Annotated in this window: 18 protein-coding genes; 9 read left to right on the top strand and 9 right to left on the bottom strand. The window is 64.0% G+C overall.

Features of this window, described 5'->3' with window-relative positions; translation table 11 throughout:
• Window positions 1-2: 2 nt before the first annotated feature.
• Window positions 3-704, bottom strand: coding sequence for a 4'-phosphopantetheinyl transferase family protein (locus QN085_RS19800; protein WP_038409800.1), 702 nt, complete (start codon window positions 702-704; stop codon window positions 3-5).
• A 188-nt stretch (window positions 705-892) separates the two neighbouring features.
• Window positions 893-1,684 (bottom strand): dienelactone hydrolase family protein, encoded by a 792-nt coding sequence (locus QN085_RS19795; protein WP_031324533.1) that lies wholly within the window; start codon window positions 1,682-1,684, stop codon window positions 893-895.
• Window positions 1,685-1,813: 129 nt separating this feature from the next.
• Here QN085_RS19795 and QN085_RS19790 point away from each other — a divergent pair, with 129 nt between their 5' ends.
• The 4 genes from QN085_RS19790 to QN085_RS19775 all read left to right on the top strand — a co-directional run bounded on the left by QN085_RS19790 (window position 1,814) and on the right by QN085_RS19775 (window position 6,323).
• Window positions 1,814-2,419 (top strand): outer membrane beta-barrel protein, encoded by a 606-nt coding sequence (locus QN085_RS19790; protein WP_013973837.1) that lies wholly within the window; start codon window positions 1,814-1,816, stop codon window positions 2,417-2,419.
• A gap of 150 nt (window positions 2,420-2,569) precedes the next feature.
• Window positions 2,570-3,247 carry a response regulator gene (locus tag QN085_RS19785; protein ID WP_004375868.1) on the top strand — a complete coding sequence of 226 codons (678 nt, stop codon included), beginning with the start codon at window positions 2,570-2,572 and terminating at the stop codon, window positions 3,245-3,247.
• On the top strand, window positions 3,244-4,590 hold the full coding sequence (locus QN085_RS19780) for an ATP-binding protein (RefSeq protein ID WP_013973835.1): 1,347 nt from the start codon (window positions 3,244-3,246) through the stop codon (window positions 4,588-4,590). The genes QN085_RS19785 and QN085_RS19780 overlap by 4 nt, the downstream gene beginning before the upstream one ends.
• A gap of 410 nt (window positions 4,591-5,000) precedes the next feature.
• A complete protein-coding gene (locus tag QN085_RS19775; protein ID WP_285688032.1) occupies window positions 5,001-6,323 on the top strand; it encodes a dicarboxylate/amino acid:cation symporter in 1,323 nt (440 codons plus the stop codon).
• Window positions 6,324-6,527: 204 nt separating this feature from the next.
• On the opposite strand, the gene tsaA is transcribed toward QN085_RS19775, so the two are convergent.
• From tsaA to QN085_RS19755, 4 genes are all read right to left on the bottom strand, one after another.
• On the bottom strand, window positions 6,528-7,220 hold the full coding sequence (gene tsaA, locus QN085_RS19770) for a tRNA (N6-threonylcarbamoyladenosine(37)-N6)-methyltransferase TrmO (RefSeq protein ID WP_013973833.1): 693 nt from the start codon (window positions 7,218-7,220) through the stop codon (window positions 6,528-6,530).
• A 6-nt stretch (window positions 7,221-7,226) separates the two neighbouring features.
• Window positions 7,227-7,688 (bottom strand): YehS family protein, encoded by a 462-nt coding sequence (locus QN085_RS19765; RefSeq protein ID WP_013973832.1) that lies wholly within the window; start codon window positions 7,686-7,688, stop codon window positions 7,227-7,229.
• A 48-nt stretch (window positions 7,689-7,736) separates the two neighbouring features.
• Window positions 7,737-8,447 (bottom strand): rRNA pseudouridine synthase, encoded by a 711-nt coding sequence (locus QN085_RS19760; protein ID WP_013973831.1) that lies wholly within the window; start codon window positions 8,445-8,447, stop codon window positions 7,737-7,739.
• Between the two features lie 77 nt (window positions 8,448-8,524).
• A complete protein-coding gene (locus QN085_RS19755; RefSeq protein WP_023663473.1) occupies window positions 8,525-8,977 on the bottom strand; it encodes a GNAT family N-acetyltransferase in 453 nt (150 codons plus the stop codon).
• Between the two features lie 200 nt (window positions 8,978-9,177).
• Between QN085_RS19755 and QN085_RS19750 the strand changes: the two genes are divergently transcribed.
• From QN085_RS19750 to QN085_RS19735, 4 genes are all read left to right on the top strand, one after another.
• Window positions 9,178-9,870 carry a hypothetical protein gene (locus tag QN085_RS19750; RefSeq protein WP_230397056.1) on the top strand — a complete coding sequence of 231 codons (693 nt, stop codon included), beginning with the start codon at window positions 9,178-9,180 and terminating at the stop codon, window positions 9,868-9,870.
• Between the two features lie 197 nt (window positions 9,871-10,067).
• Window positions 10,068-10,913, top strand: coding sequence for a DUF6502 family protein (locus QN085_RS19745; RefSeq protein WP_023663572.1), 846 nt, complete (start codon window positions 10,068-10,070; stop codon window positions 10,911-10,913).
• Window positions 10,910-12,610, top strand: coding sequence for a DUF5666 domain-containing protein (locus QN085_RS19740; RefSeq protein ID WP_096010233.1), 1,701 nt, complete (start codon window positions 10,910-10,912; stop codon window positions 12,608-12,610). Before QN085_RS19745 ends, QN085_RS19740 begins: the two co-directional genes overlap by 4 nt.
• Window positions 12,611-12,665: 55 nt before the next feature.
• A complete protein-coding gene (locus QN085_RS19735; protein ID WP_024087593.1) occupies window positions 12,666-13,415 on the top strand; it encodes a hypothetical protein in 750 nt (249 codons plus the stop codon).
• Window positions 13,416-13,486: 71 nt separating this feature from the next.
• On the opposite strand, the gene rimO is transcribed toward QN085_RS19735, so the two are convergent.
• Complete coding sequence (gene rimO / locus QN085_RS19730; RefSeq protein ID WP_013973825.1) at window positions 13,487-14,818, bottom strand: 30S ribosomal protein S12 methylthiotransferase RimO; 1,332 nt, start codon at window positions 14,816-14,818, stop codon at window positions 13,487-13,489.
• 235 nt (window positions 14,819-15,053) lie between these two features.
• Here rimO and QN085_RS19725 point away from each other — a divergent pair, with 235 nt between their 5' ends.
• Window positions 15,054-16,964 (top strand): potassium transporter Kup, encoded by a 1,911-nt coding sequence (locus tag QN085_RS19725; protein WP_023661805.1) that lies wholly within the window; start codon window positions 15,054-15,056, stop codon window positions 16,962-16,964.
• Between the two features lie 112 nt (window positions 16,965-17,076).
• Here QN085_RS19725 and QN085_RS19720 read toward each other — a convergent pair whose 3' ends face one another.
• The gene (locus QN085_RS19720) at window positions 17,077-18,369 is read right to left on the bottom strand and encodes a virulence factor family protein (protein WP_013973823.1); all 1,293 of its coding nucleotides are present in this window, start codon (window positions 18,367-18,369) and stop codon (window positions 17,077-17,079) included.
• Window positions 18,369-21,011: a bifunctional lysylphosphatidylglycerol flippase/synthetase MprF gene (gene mprF / locus QN085_RS19715; RefSeq protein WP_024087592.1), complete on the bottom strand. Its 2,643-nt coding sequence runs from the start codon at window positions 21,009-21,011 to the stop codon at window positions 18,369-18,371. Before mprF ends, QN085_RS19720 begins: the two co-directional genes overlap by 1 nt.
• Window positions 21,012-21,094: the final 83 nt, after the last annotated feature.

The following is a 21,094-nucleotide window of genomic DNA, read 5'->3' as shown; positions in this document are numbered from 1 at the left end:
GGTCAGACGCTGACCAGGCTGAGCAGATGGCCGTCCTGCAGGCAGAACTGGCCCTGCAGCTCGGCGCCATGCCGCCACTGCGGCGACAGGTTGGTGAGCAGGCGCAGGCGGGCCAGGCCGTCGGCGGACCAGTCCAGCACTTCGGCGTGCTCGAAGTAGAAGCGCTGGCGGGTCAGCGGGTAGAGCGTCTTGAACAGGCTTTCCTTCAGCGAGAAGGTCAGGGTGACGGCAAGGCCGAGCTGGCTGCGGTCGAGGCGTTCGAGCTCGGGCGGGGTGAGGATTTCGCCCATCAGCCGCTCGGCACGCTGGTCATCCAGTAACGCTTCCTGATCCAGGCCCAGGCCCCGGCAACTGGCCTCGGCAGCAACCACGGCGGCAGCCCAGCCTTTACCGTGGGTGATCGAGCCGTGGATGCCGGCGGGCCAGATGGGTGAGCGGTCCTCGTGGGTGCCGGGCACGTAGTCACGGCCGTCCAGGCGCTGCAGCGCGGCGCGGGCACATACCCGGCCGGCCAGGTACTCGGCCTGGCGCTTGGCCACCGAGCGCTGCAGGCTGGCGCCTGGCACGACGCCGGCGCGCTGAAAGTCGTCGGGTGCCAGATGGGCGGGGTCGAAGGCACAACTGACCAGCACCGCGCCGGGTAGGGGGTGGGGCAGGGGCCAGTGGTGCTGGAGCGGGGCGCAGCAGGCGGGGAGTGTGTTCATGGGGGTATTGTGCCAGCTGTACGGGCACTAAGGGAGCCAGCGTGGCAATGCATCCTTGTGGGAGCGGCCTTGCGTCGCGAAAGGGGCGCGCAGCGCCCCCGGCTATCTTGCAGAACGGCTGAGATCCTGGGGCCGCTTCGCGCCCCTTTCGCGACGCAAGGCCGCTCCCACATCGGCCCCGGCAATCCTTACTTGAACACCTTCTTGAAGAACGCCTGCATATCCGCCCAGGAGCTCTCGTCCGCCGCCTTGTTGTAGGCAATATCCGGCCCACCATGTTCGCCGTGCCCCATGCGGTCCGAATCCGGGTTGCTGAACCCGTGCTTGGCCCCGGGAATACTGACGAACTGGTAGTTGACCTTGGCTGCATCCATCTCCGCCTTGAACGCTTCCACCTGCTGCTCGGTCACCAGCGTGTCCGCCGCACCATGCTCCACCAGGATATCGGCCCGCACCACGCCCGGCCTGGCCGGTGTCTGCGTACCCAGCGGGGCGTGGAAGCTCACCACGCCATCGAGCTTTTCCCCTCGCCGCGCGGCATCCAGCGCCACCTTGCCGCCAAAGCAGTAACCCACTGCCCCCAACTGGTGCTTGTTGGTATTGGGCTGCAGCTTGAGCAGCTCCAGACCGGCATCGAAGCGCCGCTCCGCGGCCTTGGGGTCTTTCATCGCTGCTGTCATGAATGCCTTGGCGTCGGCAGGGTGCTCGGTTTGCTTGCCGTCGCCATACATATCGATGGCCAGGGCGTTGTAGCCCAGTGCTGCCAAGTCGCGGGCGCGGCGCTTGGCATAGTCGTTCAGCCCCCACCATTCATGCACCACGACAATGCCGGGGCGCTTGCCTTCGATGGCGTCGTCATAGGCGTAGTAGCCGACCAGGCGATTGCCGTCGGCGTCCTGGTAGGGGATCTCGCGGGTTTGTACCGCCGCTTGGGCGAGGGCGGCGCTGCACATCAGGGTCAAGGCCAGCAGGGCGCGCATGGTCACTACTCCTTGTTCTTCAAACGGTTCGTTCAGCCGGGGTTCAGCCAGGGTTCAGTCGCGGTTCAGGGTGCCCTGCTTACTCTAGCTTCCAGACCGAAACAGCGCACTCAACTGGAGTATCCAGCCATGAAAACCTTCAACACCCTGCTTGCCGCCATGGCCGTCTGCGCCGCTGGCATCACCACCGCACAGGCCGCTGACGACAACTTCGCCAGCCTGACCTACGGCCAGACCAGCGACAAGGTTCGCAAGTCCGGCCTGCTGCAGCGCAACACCGACCACCTCAACGCCGACGGCATCATTGGCAAGGACGACACCTGGGGCGTGCGAGTGGGCAAGATCAATGACCAGGGCCGCTACTACATGACTTACGACAATGTCTCGGGCGACCACAGCGGCCTGAAGCTGCGCCAGGAAAACCTGCTGGGCAGCTACGACCTGTTCCTGCCGGTGGGCGATACCACCAAGCTGTTCGGCGGCGGCAGCCTGGGCGTGACCAAGCTGACCCAGGACTCGCCGGGGGCCAGCCGGGATACCGACTACGGTTACGCCTATGGCCTGCAGGCCGGCGTGATCCAGGACATCACCGACAAGGCTTCTGTGGAACTGGGCTACCGTTACCTGCGTACCAATGCTGCTACCGAAGTGGGTGCGCACGGCGGGCCGAAGGACGGCACCCTGCGCCTGACCAGCAGCGCGCAGACCTACCTGGCTGCAAGCTACAAGTTCTGACGGGCGAGCCGGGTTATCCTGTACCGGCCTCTTCGCGGGTAAACCCGCTCCCACAGGGATCGCGCAGTTCTTCAAACCTGTGCAGTACCTGTGGGAGCGGGTTTACCCGCGAAAGGGCCGGTACAGGCAATACATATCAAGGAGCTGCACATGAAACTGCTGGTGGTCGAGGACGAAGCCCTGCTTCGCCATCACCTCTACACCCGCCTGGGCGAAGGCGGCCATGTGGTCGAGGCGGTCGCCGATGCCGAGGAGGCGCTGTACCAGGCCGGGCAATACCACTTCGACCTGGCCATCATCGACCTGGGCCTGCCCGGCATCAGCGGGCTGGAACTGATTACGCGCCTGCGCAGCCAGGACAAGACCTTCCCCATTCTCATCCTCACCGCCCGCGGCAACTGGCAGGACAAGGTCGAGGGCCTGGCCGCCGGTGCCGACGACTACCTGGTCAAGCCGTTCCAGTTCGAAGAGCTCGAGGCACGCCTGAACGCCCTGCTGCGCCGCTCCAGCGGCTTCACCCAGTCGACCATTGCCGCCGGCCCGCTGGTGCTCGACCTCAACCGCAAGCAGGCGACGCTGGACGAGCAGCCCCTGGCCCTGACCGCCTACGAATACCGCATCCTCGAATACCTCATGCGCCATCACCAGCAGGTGGTGGCCAAGGACCGCCTGATGGAGCAGCTGTACCCAGGTGACGAGGAACGCGACCCCAATGTCATCGAAGTGCTGGTCGGCCGCTTGCGGCGCAAGCTCGAGGGCGAGCACGGCTTCAAACCGATCGACACCGTGCGTGGCCTGGGCTACCTGTTCACCGAGCGCTGCCGATGATCCGTTCGCTGCGGGTGCGCCTGATGCTGGCGGCCGCGGTGCTGGCGCTGCTGTTCATGCTGGCGTTGCTGCCGGCCTTGCAGAAGGCCTTCAGCCTGGCCCTGCAGGAGTCGATCGAACAACGCCTGGCCTCGGATGTGACCACGCTGATTTCCGCAGCGCGTATCGAACACGGCCAACTGCAGATGCCGACGCTGCTGCCGGACGAGCGCTACAACCTGCCGTACACCGGCCTGCTCGGCTATATCTTCGACCGCGACGGCAAGCTGGTCTGGCAGTCGCGGGCAACCGCCGCGCAAAACATCAACTACCGCCCGCGCTACGACGGCCGCGGCAACGAATTCGCCCGCATTCACCAGGCCGACGGCGAAGAGTTCTTTGTGTACGACGTCGAGATCAAGCTGCTGGGTGGCCAGAGCGCCGCCTACAGCATCGTTGCCTTGCAACCTGTGCGCGAGTACCAGCACACCCTTGATGGCCTGCGCGAAAAGCTCTACCTGGGCTTTGGCGCGGCCTTGCTGGCGCTGCTGGTGCTGCTGTGGGCCGGTTTGACCTGGGGCTTGCGGTCGTTGCGCCGGCTCAGCCGCGAGCTGGACGATGTGGAGTCGGGAGTGCGGGATGGCCTGAGCGGCGAACACCCACGGGAGCTGCTGCGCCTGACCGGCTCGCTGAACCGCCTGTTGCGCAGCGAGCGCGAGCAGCGTCAGCGCTACCGTGATTCGCTCGATGACCTGGCGCACAGCCTGAAGACGCCGCTGGCGGTGTTGCAAGGGGTGGGCGAAAGCCTGCAGCAGCGTAGCGGCGAGCGCGAGCAGGCGCGCGTGCTGCAGAGCCAGATCGAGCGCATGAGCCAGCAGATCGACTACCAGTTGCAACGCGCCAGCCTGCGCAAGAGCGGCCTGGTACGTCACAGCGTGTTGCTGCGGCCGTTGCTCGAAAGCCTGTGCAGCACCTTGGCCAAGGTGTACCGGGACAAGCGGGTGGACGTGACCCTGCAACTGCCCGATGCGGCGCAGGTGCCGATGGAGCAGGGCGCGTTGCTGGAGCTGCTGGGCAACCTGCTGGAGAACGCCTACCGCCTGAGCCTGGGCCAGGTGCGCGTGAGCCTGGAGCAGGCGCCTGGGCGGTTGACCTTGTGCATCGAGGACGACGGGCCGGGGGTGCCGGCGCACCAGCGCGAGCGGATTCTGGAGCGTGGGGAGCGGCTGGACAGTCAGCACCCGGGGCAGGGGATCGGGCTGGCGGTGGTCAAGGATATCGTCGACAGCTATGACGCCGAGCTGAGCCTGGGGGATTCTCCTCTGGGGGGCGCGGCGTTCAGGATCACCTTCAACCTCGAGTGATTTGCTGGCTTGGCCGGCCTCTTCGCGGGTAAACCCGCTCCCACAGGGGTGCACTGCACTCGAGCCCTGTGCGGTTCCTGTGGGAGCGGGTTTACCCGCGAAGAGGCCGGCACAGGCAAACCACAATGGGCGGATTCCCGCCAATGCCCCTGTACAAATCCCGCCACCGGGCGGAAATCCGCCAGCCTTCCTCAGGCAATTCGCCCCGTCGTTGGGCGTTTATCCCTCGCAAATACGGCACTTGCACCCTTCGTGGGCATTTTGGCACCACCCTTGCTATTGATCCTCGCAGAGGCCTGCCCAGGCAGCTCGAACACAACGACAAATCCCTCCGGGTGCAGGAGGGTTAGCGATTCAGGTGCCCCATCGCCCTGGGAAGGGTGAACCGGCACACTTGAGGAAAATTAGCCATGACGATACGTCAGCCGCTGTACAAATCCCTGTATGTCCAGGTGTTGGTCGCCATCACCATCGGTATCCTGCTCGGCCACTACTATCCGGAGACGGGCGTCGCCCTCAAACCCTTGGGAGACGGCTTCGTCAAACTGATCAAGATGGTCATCGCCCCGATCATCTTCTGCACCGTGGTCAGCGGCATCGCCGGCATGCAGAGCATGAAGTCGGTCGGCAAGACCGGCGGCTACGCGCTGCTGTACTTCGAAATCGTCTCCACGGTCGCCCTGATCATCGGCCTCGTCGTTGTCAACGTGGTCAAGCCGGGCGCTGGCATGCACATCGATGTCAGCACCTTGAACGCCAGCAGCGTGGCTGCCTACGCCGCCGCCGGCGCGCAGCAGACCACTGTCGGCTTCCTGCTTAACGTCATCCCGAACACCGTGGTCGGCGCCTTCGCCAACGGCGACATCCTGCAAGTGCTGATGTTCTCCGTGCTGTTCGGCTTCGCCCTGCACCGCCTGGGCAGCTATGGCAAGCCGGTGTTGGACATGATCGACCGCTTCGCCCATGTCATGTTCAACATCATCAACATGATCATGAAACTGGCCCCGGTCGGTGCCTTCGGTGCAATGGCCTTCACCATCGGCCAGTACGGCGTTGGCTCGCTGGTGCAACTGGGCTACCTGATGGCCTGCTTCTACATCACCTGCCTGCTGTTCGTGCTGGTGGTGCTGGGCGGTATCTGCCGCGCCCACGGCTTCAGTGTCCTCAAGCTGATCCGCTACATCCGTGAAGAACTGCTGATCGTGCTGGGCACTTCGTCCTCGGAGTCGGCCCTGCCACGCATGCTGGCCAAGATGGAGCGCCTGGGTGCGAAGAAGTCGGTGGTTGGCCTGGTGATCCCGACCGGTTACTCGTTCAACCTCGATGGCACCTCGATCTACCTGACCATGGCTGCGGTGTTCATCGCCCAGGCCACTGACACCACCATGGACATCACTCACCAGATCACCTTGCTGCTGGTGCTGTTGGTGGCTTCCAAAGGTGCTGCCGGTGTTACCGGTTCGGGCTTCATCGTCCTGGCCGCCACCCTGTCGGCCGTTGGCCACCTGCCGGTTGCCGGCCTGGCGCTGATCCTCGGCATCGACCGCTTCATGTCCGAAGCCCGCGCGCTGACCAACCTGGTTGGCAACGCCGTTGCCACCGTGGTCGTGGCCAAGTGGGTGAAGGAAATGGACAACGACAAGCTGGCATCGGAGCTGGCCTCCGGTGGTGCGCCGCTGGTCGATACCCGTCCGACCGACGACCTGGGCGTGGCTGAAGGCCCGGCTCGCTGATCGCGGGATGGTGAAAAGAAAAAGGCGACCTCAGGGTCGCCTTTTTCATGTCTGTGCGGCGCACGGTTCCTTGTGGGAGCGGCCTTGTGTCGCGAAAGGGGCGCGCAGCGGCCCCGGGATATCAGCCATCCTGCAAGATTGCCGGGGCTGCTGCGCAGCCCTTTCGCGACACAAGGCCGCTCCCACAAGGCCTGCGCACAGCCTTCAGGCCAGCACCACCTCCAGCACCCGGATCACGTCCGGTTGCGGGTAGTGCCAGCGCACCTGCACATCCCAGAACTTCACCCCATACACCCGCTCGGCCGGCGGCACCTGGTAGGCCGGCCGTGGGTCCTGCGCCAGGCATTGCTCGATCAGCTCCACCAGCGGTTCACCCAGGCGCAGTGCATGTTCGCGGGCCTGGGGCAGGGCGTTGTCGCCCCACTGCACGGCGATCGCGGCAGGCGCTTGGCTGGCCATCTGGTTGTTGGCGCCAGCGATGCTATCGGCGTAAGGCACATACGGTTTGATATCCAGCACCGGCGTACCGTCGAGCAGGTCGATACCAGACAGCAGCAGGCGCCCTGGCTCCACGCCTTCCAGGCGCACCACCGACTGGCCGATACCATTGGGCCGGTGGGTGGCGCGGGTGGCGAACACACCCATGCTCTTGTTGCCACCCAGGCGTGGTGGCCGCACCTTCAGGCGGGGTTTGTCTTCCAGTGCCTGGTGGAACAGGAACAGCAGCCAGACATGGCTGACCTGTTCCAGCCCCTCGACCGCATCGCCCTGGTCGAACGGCGGCAGCAGCTCGAGCACGCCGCGTGCGGCGGGCGCCAGTTGCGGCTGGCGCGGGATGGCGAACTTCTCCTTGAAACAGGAGCGGATGATGCCGACCGGGGTAACCGAATGCTGCATGGCCAATCAGCCGCGCACGCGCAGGGTCAGGCCCTTGAGGAAGTTGCGCAGCAACTGGTCGCCGCACGGGCGGTAGTTGTCATGGCCGGCCTTGCGGAACAGTGCGCTGAGTTCGGGCTTGCTGACCGGGAAGTTGACCGACTTGAGGATCGCATGCAGGTCGTCTTCCTTGAGCTCGAAGGCCACCCGCAGCTTCTTGAGGATGAGGTTGTTGGTCACCGGCAGCTCGATCGGCTGCGGCGGGCGGCTGTCATCCTTGCCGCGGCGGTGGATCACCAGGCCGTCGAGAAAGTGCGCCATGACCCGTTCCGGGCAGCGCACGAAGCCTTCCTCGTCTTCCTTCTTCAGGTAGGTGGCCAGCACCAGGGGATGCACGTCGAGGCCGGATAGCCCGATGATTTCGGCCATCTTGGCGTCATTCACCTTGAGCATGTAGCGCAGGCTGCGCAGGACGTCGTTGTGGTTCATTGTTGCAGAATCCTGTTCAGGTGCCGCACCTGTGGCGCGGCGTATTGCTTAGAAACGTTCGGTAGTGGCCAGGTAGCGCCACTGGCCCAGGGGCAACTTGCCCATCGATACGCCACCCAGGCGAATGCGGCGCATGCCTACCAGCTCCAGGCGCAGGTAGGCGCACAGCTCGGCGATCTGCCCTGGCTGCGGGTTTTTCAGGGCCATGCGCAGGTGGGTTTCGTTCTGCCAGCTGGCCTTGGCTTTAGGCAGCTCGCGGTCATTGCGGGTGGCACCGCGCGCCAGGCGTTCCAGCGCCTGGGGCGTGGTCTCGCCGCGCACTTCAACGATGAATTCCTGTTCCAGGCGGCGCAGGTCGGCGTCGATCTTGCGGGTTACCCGCCAGTCCTGGGTGAATACCTGCAGGCCGCTGGCACCGCGCTCCAGCGGCGCCACGCAGGCCTGCCGGGCAAAATGCCCGTGCAGTGCGCGCACGCCTTCGCGGTGGGCTTCGCTGAGGTTGCTCATGTTCATGCTGGCGCGGGCGGTCTCGCTGTCCACGCTGGCCGGCTGGTTCAGCAGCAGGGTTACCGGTTCCAGCGTTTCGGCACGGGCACCCGGCAGCAGTTCGACGCGCTGCTGCTCGACCTTGAACTGCGGTTGCTCGACCACCACGCCATCGACCGTGACCCAGCCGCCCTCGATATACAGCTCGGCCTCGCGGCGGGAGCAGCCAAGCTGCTCGATAAGGCGTTTGGACAGGCGGACGGGTTCGGACATGACGGCAATTCGCAAAGGCAGGGAAAGACCTGCATTGTACCTGCCCGCGCGGCAGAGGGGCTGGGAATCTGTGTCATTTACGCCGTTTTGCGCAGGCGCATGTGCAGCAGCGGGTAGGGTTGCCCCAGGCCGTCGGTTTCCGAACGGCCGATCACCTCGAAGCCCTCATGCAGGTAGAAGCCCAAGGCTTGCGGGTTCTGTTCATTGACGTCCAGGCGCTCGGCATTCAGTTCGTCGATCGCATAGTGCAGCAGGCGCTTGCCAACCCCTTTGCCACGGTACTCCGGTGCGACGAACAGCATGTCCACGCGCCCGTTGGCGACCCCGGCGAAGCCGCAGATGCGCTGGCGGTCCTTGCAGCAGATCAGCATCACTGCATCGAGGTAGCGACGCAGCACCTGGTCGCGCAGCAAGACGATGTAGCAATCCGGCAGGAAGTCGTGGGTGGCGCGTACAGAGTCCTCCCACACCTGTACCAGTTCGCCGTAGTCACTCAAGCGCGGGGTTTGCAGCGTCAGTACCGAATGCATGCCGGTGTTCCTCCATGACGATAAGGCAAACATAGCAGGCCAACCACCGGTCGGCTTCTCCGTGCGCTGCTTGAATCTCGGGGTTTGGCGGTCTATTAATTTTCTGTGGGAAAAATTCCCACATAATGAAAAGCAAGAACCTGACACAGGATTCCCGGCTTGATTTGGCGTTTCTCACGGCGACGACCTGGAGACGAAATATGCAAATCCATGTGCTGTTCAAAAAAGCGATATTGGCGGCTGCCGTTGCTGGCGTGCTGTCGACTTCCATCGTTCTGGTCCCTGACTCGATTTCCAATGGCTCCAGCGCCTACGCCAAGGATGGTGGTGGTGGAGGCGGTCACGGAGGTGGCGGCGGTGGCCATGGTGGGGGTGGTGGTGGCCATGGCGGCGGCGGTGGTCACGGTGGCGGCGGTGGAGGCCATGGTGGTGGCGGCGGTGGCCACGGTGGTGGCGGTGGAGGCCATGGCGGTGGCGGTGGCGGTGGTGGCCACGGTGGTGGCGGTGGTGGTCACGGCGGTGGTGGTGGCGGCCATGGCGGTGAGGGCGGCGGCCACGGCGCTGGTGGGGATGGAGATGGCCATGCCGGCAACAGTGGGCGCGGCCATGACGGCTCCTCGAACTCTGGGCGCAGCGGCAACCACGCTGAAGCGGGTGACGATCATGGCAATCACGTTGGCGGTGAGCCTGGGGACGATCACGGCAATCACGTTGGCGGTGAGCCCGGTGACGATCATGGCAATCACGTTGGCGGTGAGCCCGGGGACGATCATGGCAATCATGTTGGCGGTGAGCCTGGCGATGACCACGGCAATCACGTTGGTGGTGAACCTGGTGATGATCGTGGCGACCATCTGGGTGGCGAACCGGGTGATGACAACAGCAGGAGCTGACTGGCTCTGAACGGTCTCATGCAGCGCCCACGGGGCGGGCCTGTATGAGGCCAGGTTCGGATACACGGCAGCCCCACTCAACGCGAATGCAATGAGCGCCGACGACTATCCCTCATCTCGTCAGGGATATGGTCACAGTTGGTGTGGGATCTTTTCCCGCGTCGTATACTGGGTTCATCTGTCAAGGAATGCGCTCAATGCAATCGCCTACCATCCCCCCTTCGATGTTAAGCGCACTGCGGCGTGTCATGCGTCCTCTGGTGCGCCTGATGCTGCGCAAAGGGGTCACCTACACGATGTTCGCCGACCTGCTCAAGGAAGTGTTCGTCGATGTAGCGCATCGCGAGTTTCGCCTGGACGGTACAGTGCCGACCGACAGCCGCATCAGCCTGCTCACGGGCGTGCATCGCAAGGATGTCCGGCGTTTGCGTAGCGAGGGGGGGGCGTCGCTCGCCGCGCTGCCGGAAAACATTACATTAGGTGCACAGTTGGTCAATATGTGGACCACTGGCAAGCCGTTCTGCTCGGAGCCTGGCCAGGCGCTGCCGTTGCCGCGTCTGGCGAGCGTTGGCGGCGATCGTTCCTTCGATGCGCTGGTGGCGAAGATCAGCACCGACATCCGCGGGCGGGTGGTGCTGGATGAGTGGTTGCGCCTGGGTATCGTCCGGCTCGACGACCAGGACTGTGTCCACCTGGAAGCCCAGGCATTCGTGCCGCAGAAGGGCTTCGACGAAAAGGCCGCGTACTTTGGGCACAACCTGCATGACCATGCCTGCGCAGCAGTGCACAACCTGAGTGGGGACGGCCAGCCGTTCTTTGAACGCAGTGTGCACTACGACGCCTTGAGCTCGGCCAGCGTCGACCATTTGCGTGCAGCGGTGGACAAGGACGGTATGCAGATGCTGCTTGCCTTCAGCCGGCTTGCATCAGACCTGGAAGATGCCGATGTGCCCAGCGCCGAGCAACGTCACCGTATCACGGTAGGGCTTTATTTCTACACTGAAACTACCGACCCCGATTTGTCGAAGACACCCGACCCATGACTTCCCTCGCGCGCTGCCTCAGTGTGGTCACACTGGTCCTGGGTTTCGGGCTGAACCTGGTGGCGCCTGCCGAGGTGGCCGCAGCACCGGTATGTGTCAGCCGTGACGAAGTGGGTATGGCGGGGGCGGCGGGCTTGCAGTTTCCCGGCGGTATTGGTGGTACCGGGGCCAGGACGGGCGGTGTCGGTGGTACCGGTGTACGCAGCGAAAACGGCGGAGTGGGTGGCACCGGTGCGCCGCTGCCGCAGCGTCCCGGCGGCACGGGTGGGACCGGTGCGGTGGCCGACGGTGTGGACGGCACCTTCATCGATCACGGCGGGGCAGGCGGTACCGGCGCACCGATCCTGCGCCCGGGCGGTACCGGTGGCACGGGCATCGTCGGCACCATCACCGGGTTCGCCTCGATTTGCGTCAATGGCCTGGAAGTGCACTTTGGCAAGGACGTACCGGTGAGTGAAAACGGTGCGCCTGCCAGTAGCGCTCACCTGGCAATCGGCCAGGTTGTCGCGGTTGAGGCATTTGCCGGCAAACGCGGCCTGCAAGCAGGGCGCATCTCGATCCTCAACGTTTACGAAGGGCCGCTGACGGCACTGCCCAATGCATCGGCCCCCCTGCGGGTCATGGGCCAACCCGTGCGGCTTGCTGCAGGGGCGCGGGTGGCTGAAGGGTTGCGCCCGGGCGAGCCGGTCAGGGTCAGTGGCCTGCGCGATGCCAAGGGTGAAGTGGTAGCCAGCCGTATCGAGCGGGCGCCGGGGCTCAGGGAGGCCAGTGCCATCGGTGCGGTAGACCGTGCTGGCAGCCTCCAGGGGCTGAAGCTGGGAACCCGTGTGGCACCTGCGAGGGAAGTGCTGGTACGTGGGCAGTGGACCGGACGCCAGCTGGAAGTGGCGCAAACCCGCCCAGACCCGAGCCTGCCTTTTGCTGGCCGTGTGCAGACGGCGGTGATCGAGGGGCTGGTACAGCGCAGCCACGCTCAACAACTGGTGGTGGCAGGCATCAAGGTGACGCTGGGGCAGGGTACCGTGATCGTCGGCAAGCAGCCCGCGGCATTGGCGCTCGATCAACGTGTGCGGGTGAGCGGGGTGTTCAATGGCAAGCACGAGCTGCGGGCAACCCGCGTGGAGTTCGATGACGGCCGTGCCGACAACCCGGACAGAGGGCATTCGGGGCGTGGCAGCGGGCACGGCACCCGTGACGCTGAAGGTTCCAGCAATAGCGGGCATGGCGGACGCGATGCGACCAGTGATCGCATTGAAAGCAGTGATGACCACAGCGGGCACGGCGGTGTTGACGATTCCAGTGGTCGGGACGGTACTGAACGCGTGGACAAGTCCGGAAAGTCGGAACATGTCGACACCATGGAGCGACCCGAGAGCAGCAATAGCGGAAGCTCTGACCGGGTAGAGAAGGTCGAGCTCGAAAAGGTGGAAAAAATTGAAAAAGCAGAGAAGGTTGAAAAGGTAGAGAAGGTAGAAAAAGTAGAGAAGATCGAGAAAGCCGAGAAGATCGAAAAGCCTGAGAAAGTCGAGAAGGTCGAGAAGATCGAAAAGCCTGAGAAAGTCGAGAAGGTCGAGAAGGTCGAGAAGGTCGAGAAGGTCGAGAAGGTCGAGAAAGTAGAGAAGGTCGAAAAGGTCGAAAGACCCGAGACAGTAGAGAAAGCCGAAAAAGTGGAGCATCCAGAGCGATCCGGGCATTAGGCAACTAGGCTGGGTAAGTGCGATCACCCTTCCCGTCCGGGATACCGAGGTGCAGATGAGACCCACGCTCCCTCTTTTCGCCTGCTTGCTGTCATGCGCCAGCGCGTCGGTCCTGGGCGATACCTTCAGCGCCGCCATAGGCATGGACTATTCAAGTGGCGACTATGGCACGGGTACAACCTCGGAAATCTGGTACGTCCCCGTGGTCGGTAAGTATGAAACCGGCCCAATGACCTACAAGGTCACTGTGCCCTGGCTGCGCATCACCAACCCTGAAGTGGGCCCGAATGGTGACCCCTTGCCCGGTGGCTGCCGGGATGTGGAAAGCGGGCTGGGAGACACGGTTGCCAGCGCCGGTTACGCCCTGCTCGACGGCAGTGACGGTGGCCTGATGCTGGACCTGATCGGCAAGGTCAAATTCCCCACTGCCGATGAAGACCAGTGCCTGGGCACCGGTGAATACGACTACACCGGCCAGGTCGATATCGCCAAGGCCTTTGGCCCGGTGACCGGTTTCGCGACCTTGGGCTGGAAGAAGTTCGGCGACCCGCCCGACAGTGATTTCGACGACCCGATATTTGCCAGTCTCGGCTTCGCCATGCCCGTGGCTGCAGGCACTTCGGCGGGTGCCTCCTACGACTGGCGGCAGAAAGTCGTCTCGACGGGCGCGCAGATCAAGGAACTTACCCTGTTCCTGACACACAAGCTCAACCAGCAGTGGAAAGTGCAACTCTATGCAGTCAAAGGCTTCTCGGATGCCAGCCCGGATGCAGAGGGCGGCCTGATGCTTTTTCACGCGTTCTGACGAAAAAGCCCCTGGCCCGGGAGTTCCTTGTGGGGAATGGCGGGGCAGGGGCTTTTCAGTTTGCTGCTGCGTTAGATGGGTTCAGCCCACATGTCGTATTCGTCGGCATCCACCACGCGGCAACGTACCTTGTCACCCGGCTTGAAGCCGTGGTCGCCATCGATGAACACGCTGCCGTCGATTTCCGGGGCATCGAAGAAGCTGCGGCCAACCGAACCTTGCTCTTCCACTTCATCGATCAGCACGTCGATTTCCTTGCCGATGCGCAGTTGCAGGCGGGCGGCGCTGATGGCCTGCTGGTGGGCCATGAAGCGGTCCCAGCGGTCCTGCTTGACGTCGTCCGGCACTTCTTCCAGGCCCAGGTCGTTGGCCGGGGCGCCTTCTACCGGCGAGTACTGGAAGCAGCCCACGCGGTCCAGCTGGGCTTCGGTCAACCAGTCCAGCAGGTACTGGAAGTCTTCCTCGGTCTCGCCCGGGAAGCCGACGATGAAGGTGGAGCGAATCACCAGCTCCGGGCACTGCTCGCGCCAGTTCTTGATACGTGCCAGGGTGCGGTCTTCGAAGGCCGGGCGCTTCATGGCCTTGAGCACTTTCGGGCTGGCGTGCTGGAACGGGATATCCAGGTACGGCAGGATCTTGCCGGCGGCCATCAGCGGGATCACGTCGTCGACGTTCGGGTACGGGTACACGTAGTGCAGACGTACCCAGGCACCCAGGCTGCTCAGGGCTTCGCACAGCTCGAGCATGCGGGTCTTGACCGGGCGGCCGTTCCAGAAGTCGGTCTTGTACTTGACGTCGACGCCGTAGGCGCTGGTGTCCTGGGAAATCACCAGGATCTCCTTGACCCCGGCCTTGACCAGGCGCTCGGCCTCGCTCAGCACTTCGCCGACCGGGCGGCTGACCAGTTTGCCGCGCATCGACGGGATGATGCAGAAACTGCAGCTGTGGTTGCAGCCTTCGGAAATCTTCAGGTACGCATAATGGCGCGGGGTCAGCTTGACGCCCTGCGGCGGCACCAGGTCGATCAGCGGGTTGTGGTCCTGGCGTGGTGGCACCACTTCGTGCACGGCGTTGACCACCTGCTCGTACTGCTGCGGGCCGGTGACCGACAGCACGCTCGGGTGTACGTCGCGGATGCTGCCTTCCTCGACACCCATGCAGCCGGTGACGATGACCTTGCCGTTTTCCTTGATCGCTTCGCCGATCACTTCCAACGACTCGGCCTTGGCGCTGTCGATGAAGCCGCAGGTGTTGACCACCACTACGTCGGCGTCCTCGTAGGTGGGCACGACTTCATAGCCTTCCATGCGCAACTGGGTCAGGATGCGCTCGGAATCGACCAGGGCTTTTGGGCAACCCAGGCTTACGAAACCTACCTTGGGGGTGGCGGGCGTGGTGGACATGACTAACCTCGGTATTGAATGCAGGTCGCCCGGCCGGAATCGGGGGCGATCTTGACGGGCGCTTTTGGCGCCTCTGATCAAAAAGTGCGCAATTCTAGCGAGCGCAGGGTCGCTTGACCAGCAGAAATGCGACGAACGCTGCGCTATGCTTCGCGCCATTGCGCCGGGAGTATCAGTATCACCTGGCGCATCGGGAATTCTACTGGCCTTGCAAGGCCGTCTGCGGGAGTGGTCGATGGTTCAGGCAAGCAGTCACGCCGAGGGCGGGCACGAGGGGAAGCAGGGTGCGACGCGGTCGTTGAGCCTGCTCGTGGCGGCGGTCGGGGTGGTTTATGGCGATATCGGCACCAGCCCGTTGTATACCCTCAAGGAGGTCTTCAGCGGCGGGTACGGAGTGCCGGTCAACCATGACGGCGTGCTGGGGATCCTGTCGCTGATCCTGTGGTCGCTGCTATGGGTAGTGTCGTTCAAGTACGTGATGTTCATCCTGCGCGCCGACAACCAGGGCGAGGGCGGCACCATGGCGCTGACCGCGCTGGCGCGGCGGGCCACGTCGGCCTACCCGAGGTTGCGTACGTTGATGGTGGTGTGCGGGTTGATCGGCGCTTCGCTGTTCTATGGCGACAGCATGATCACGCCGGCGGTGTCGGTGCTGTCGGCGGTGGAAGGCATGGGCCTGGCGTTTGATGGTATCGATCACTGGGTTGTACCGATTTCGCTGGTGATCCTGGTGGCGCTGTTCCTGGTGCAGAAGCACGGCACCGAGAAGATCGGCAAGCTGTTCGGCCCGATCATGGTCACCTGGTTCCTGGCGCTGGGCTCGCTGGGCGTGTACGGCATATCGCAGAGCCCGGAAGTGCTCAAGGCTTTCAACCCGGCCTGGGCGGTCAACTTCTTCGTGGTTCACCCCGGCATGGGCGTTGCCATTCTAGGCGCGGTGGTCCTGGCGCTGACCGGTGCCGAGGCGCTGTACGCCGACATGGGCCACTTTGGCCGCAAGCCGATCGCTCGGGCCTGGTTTGCCCTGGTGCTGCCGGCGCTGGTGCTCAACTACTTTGGCCAAGGCGCGTTGCTGCTGCAGGAGCCGGATGCAGCACGTAACCCGTTCTACCTGCTGGCGCCGGGCTGGGCACTGCTGCCGATGGTCGGCCTGGCTACCATGGCCACGGTGATCGCTTCGCAGGCGGTAATCTCGGGGGCGTTCTCCCTGACCCGCCAGGCCATCCAGCTGGGCTACATCCCACGCATGCAGATCCAGCACACTTCCAGCGATGAACAAGGGCAGATCTATATCGGTGCGATCAACTGGACACTGATGGTCGGCGTGGTACTGCTGGTGCTCGGTTTCGAGTCATCCGGTGCCCTGGCGGCGGCATACGGCGTGGCTGTGACTGGTACCATGCTGATGACCACCATCCTGGTTGCGGCGGTGATGCTGCTGCTATGGAAGTGGCCGCCGGTGCTGGCGGTGCCGATCCTGATGGGTTTCCTGTTGGTGGATGGGCTGTTCTTTGCCGCCAACGTGCCGAAGATCATCCAGGGCGGGGCCTTCCCGGTCCTGGCCGGCGCTGTGCTGTTCCTGTTGATGAGCACCTGGAAGCGCGGCAAGCAGATCCTGATGGAGCGCATCGACGAAGGCGCGCTGCCGCTGCAGCTGTTCATCAGCAGTATCCGCATTCAGCCTCCGCACCGGGTCGAAGGCACGGCGGTGTTCCTCACGGCACGCTCCGATGCGGTGCCCCATGCGCTGTTGCACAACATGCTGCATAACCAGGTGCTGCACAGCCAGGTGGTGCTGTTGACGGTGGTCAGCGAGGACCGGCCACGCGTGCCGGAACAGGAGCGCTTTGAAGTGGAGGCTTATGGCGATGGGTTCTTCCGCGTGTTGCTGCACTTCGGCTTCATGGACGAACCGGACGTGCCGGCGGCGTTGAAGCTGTGCCACCTGGAAGACCTGGACTTCAGCCCGATGCGCACCACCTTCTTCCTCAGCCGCGAGACCGTGATCGCCTCACGGCTGGAGGGGATGTCGCGCTGGCGGGGCAACCTGTTCGCGTTCCTGCTGAAGAATGCCAACGGCAACTTGCGCTTCTTCAACCTGCCGCTGAACCGGGTGATCGAGCTGGGGACCCAGGTCGAGATCTGAAGGGCAACACAGATTTCAAGGCAGTACCCGCTCCCACAGGGAGCGCATAGCTTTCAAAGCTTGCGCTGTACCTGTGGGAGCGGGTTTACCCGCGAATGGGCCGCAAGCCTTATCAGTTCTGCTCAGCCACACTCGACTTGCCCTGGCGCGTCTCGATCTCACCGATCAGGCGCTTGGCCAGTGCCGGGTAGTTTTCGTCAAAGTGATGCCCCCCTGGCAGCTTCAGGCGTTCACCCACCGCAGTCTTGTCGGTGCAACCGCTCTCGTCGGTTTCTTCCACGCCATACACACACACCACCTTGGACGCCGGCAGTTTGGCCATTTCCGGCCCGGTTGGCGCTTCCTGGCCTTCCTTGCCCAGCCAGCCCTCGACTTCGATCTCGAAGCTGCCGCTGCGGGCAAATGCCAGCAGCATCACCGCGTCGATACGCTGCTGGTCCTCGGCCGGCAGGCGGTTGTAGATCGCCGGCAGGACGTCGGCACCGAACGAATAGCCGGTCAGCACGAAGCGCTTGGTGCCCCACTTCTGTCTGTAGTGCTGCATCAGCTCGGACAGGTCGGCGGCGCTTTGTTCCGGGGTCTTGTGTTGCCAGTAGTAGCGCAGCGTGTCGATGCCGACCACCGGGTAACCAAGCTTGGCCATTTCCCCGGCCACGTCGCGGTCCAGGTCTCGCCAGCCGCCATCACCGGAAAGGAACAGGGTGACCGTGTCGGTGGTCTGCCCGGCTGGCACCTCGACTACCGGAATGGCCAGGGCATTGCCGTCGTGGCCGACCAGGGCCTGGGTCAGTTGGGCCTTGAGCACTTGTGGCAGGTGGATGTCGTAGTCACTGATGCTGGTTTCGGCATTGGCCTGGTCGCGCACGAAGGCGGCGCTGGCGTCATCCGGGTTGTCGTTCCAGGCGACGTTCCAGTGGCCGTGGGCGGCCGACTTCGGCAGCGCTGTCTGGCAGCCCGGCTGTTCCAGGCTGAAGCCCACGGAAATCGCCCGCGCCTTGTCGTTGTTCTGGCTGGCCAGCCAGCGCCAGGCCTGGGCGGCGCCAGGGCCGATACCGGCAACCAGGGTCGGCTTCTCCGGTAACTGGCCCAAGGCCTGGTCCAGGGCCTGTTGTTGTTTGCTGCAGTCATTGGGCGGCAGGATCACCTGCACCACTTGCGCTTCGCCAGCCTGAGCCAGGTCCAGCAGCTGCCTGTCGGTCAGCGCCTGGTCCTGGGGTACGCCGATGGCCACCCGGGCCTTGGGGTGCACGGCTGGGGTCACACGGGTAATGTGGGTGTCATTGATGCTCAGTTGTTCCAGGCGTGCCTCGGGAGCCGGGCGCGTCCATAGCCAGAACGCCAGCGCGCCTCCCAGGGCGGCCAACAGCAGGGGAACCAGCAGGTACAGCCAAAAGCGTCGGATCATCAACGTTTCACCAATCCAGTCAGGCCGCCTGCGATCAGGGCGGCGGTGTCAGCCAGTGCCACCAGCGGGTCGAGCCCGGCCGGCACGGCCATGTAACGGGGTTCCCAGTCCGGTTGGAACTTGTCCTTGAAGCGTCGAAGCCCCTGGAAGTTGTACAACTGCTCGCCACGGCGGAACACCATCGAGCCCAGGCGCTGGGTCAAGGGCGCGCCACGCCGCGGCTGCAGACCGGAAAGCGGCACCATGCCCAGGCTGAAGCGGGCGTAGTCATGGCTTTTGTAGTGCAAGATCAGGCCGATCATCATGAATTCCATGGTCAGCTTCGGGGCCTCGGGGTGCGCACGCATCAGGTCAAGGCTGGCCAGTTCCTTGCCATGGGTTTCCAGCAGGTTGGCGAAAGCCACCGGGCGGCCCTGGAAGCGGATCAGGGCAATGCGAAAATGCTGCAGGTATTCAGGGCTGAAGCGCCCCAGCGAGAAGCCTTTCTCGCGCACGTTCTTGCCGCCAAGCCAGGCGTCGGAAATTTCCTTCAGCTCTGCCAGCGGGGCATGACCGGGTTCGTGGATTTCCAGGCTCAGGCCGTCACGGCCGCCACGGTTCCAGGTGTAGCGCAGGTCCTTCATTTCCTTGCCCTTGGCTTCGAGATCGAAACGGCGCAAGTCGACCCGGGCTTCTTCACCCAGCTTCAGCGCGGTCAGGCCGATGTCCATGTAGAACGGCAGGTTCTCCGCGCGCACCTGATAGAACACCGGGCGGGCATGGTGCAGGTCGCACAGGTCGCGGAACTGCCAGATCATCTCGGCGCGCTCCTGGGCCGGGCCGATCGGGTCGTACAGGGCCACCAAGCTGCGACCGCGACGGGCGTACATGAGGAAGGCGTTGTTGCCAGGGTGGAACAGCAGCGCCTTGTCACCGGTCAGCGCCAGGCCGCCATCTGGCTGGTCGGATGCCAGCAGAATGCGGTTGGCACGCAGCAGCTCTTCTTCGTCTGGCAAGTGGATCACCGGCGGTGCGGTACGCAGCAGCCAGGTCAGGGCCACGGCCGCCAGCAGCAAGGCGCTGCCCATGGCGGCGCGCAGGCCACGCGGGGCATCGGCATCGAGGGTGAACTGCCACCACAACTGATGGCTGTAGGGAACATCCTGATAGGCGAACAGCAACAACCAAACCGATGCGCCGACCACACAGGCGCTGGCTACCAGAAACACCGGCGAGAATGGCAATTCGAGCAGGCGGCTGGGGCGGTAGAAGGAACGGCGGAACAGGGCGAGCAGGGCGGCAGTCAGGGTCAGCAAGCAGGCCTCTTCCCAATCGAAGCCCTTGAGCAGCGACAGCAGGGCACCGACCAACAACAGCACGGTGGTCAGTAGCCAGGCGGCGGACAGGCGTCGGCGCAGGCCTTGTGCCAGCAGCAGGCACAGTACGCCGATCAGGCTGGCGCCAAAATGCGAAGCATCGATCAGGCGGTGCGGAACCAGGAAACCCATGTGCTCCAGGCGGGTGTCGATTTCGGGCGTGGCACCGGAGAACAGCAGCACCACCCCGGACAGGAATACCAGGATCGAAAGGATCGGTGCAGCCAGCCCGGAAGCGGCCTTGATAGCCTGTTGCGCGAACAGCAGGCGCCGGGCCTCGTTGGCCAGCAGCAGCGCGCAGGCCAGCAGCAGCGGCAGCACCACGTAGATCAGCCGATACAGCAGCAGTGCCGCTGCCAGCGGCGCCGCGCCAAGTTGGTCGGCAAAAGCCGCCAGTAGTATGGCTTCGAATACCCCGACGCCGCCCGGTACGTGGCTGAGCACACCTGCGGCCAAGGCCAGCAGGTACACCAGGATAAAGGCACCGAATGGCGGTGCTTCGGGCAATAGCAGGTACAGCACGGTGGCGGCAGCGGCGACATCCAGTGCGGTGATCAGCAATTGCAGGGCCGCCAGGCGTGCGCCGGGCAGGCGCAGCGTGCGGCGGCCCAGTTGTACCAGCAGGTTGTTGGCCAATGGTTGTTCAGCCAGACGCCGGCGGTATAGACCGAAAACCAGCACGCTGCACACCAGCAGCACGGCTGTGGCGATACCTGCCAGCAAGCCAGGCGCCAAACCCAGTGCGGCCGAGGCCGCCGGCAGGTCGCTCAAGGTCGCCAAGGCGGCCAGAGGCGGTAGCGCGCAGCCCAGTGACAGGCTGGCAAAAACGGTCATCCGTGCAACTTCACCTGCGCCAACCCCTTGGCGTGCATACAGGCGATAGCGCACCGAACCGCCCGAAAGCATCGACAGGCCGATGGCGTTACCTATGGCAAAGGCGCTGAAGCCGCCCAGCACCAGGCTGCTCGCGGGCAGTTTCACGCCGGCATAGCGGCTGGCCGACCACTCGTAACCGAGCAGGATCACGAAACCGAGCACGGTTGCCAGCAAGGCGCCAAGTAAAGACTGGGTCGGCACGCTGAGCATGGCATCGTGCAAGGCATAGATGTCCAACTCGCTCAACAGGTGGCGACAGGCGACCAAGGCCATGGTGAACAACACCAGGGTCACTACTAGGCCGATGGGCTGGCGGTAACGGCTCATGCGTTCCAGCAAGGGCAGACGTTGTACGGCGCCAGGCAGCTTTGTGGCAAGCGGCACCGGGGATTCGGGATTGTGGGAAGTCATGGATTTCCCCGGGCGTGCAGCGCGAGGTGAGGGAAAGGTATGGCCAAGTGAAAGTCCCTTAGAAAAACGTATCCAATGTTACT

It is taken from the genome of Pseudomonas sp. M2(2023), assembly GCF_030263955.1.
Lineage (GTDB): Bacteria > Pseudomonadota > Gammaproteobacteria > Pseudomonadales > Pseudomonadaceae > Aquipseudomonas > Aquipseudomonas asiatica.
This window is presented reverse-complemented; position numbering and strand designations above follow the sequence as displayed.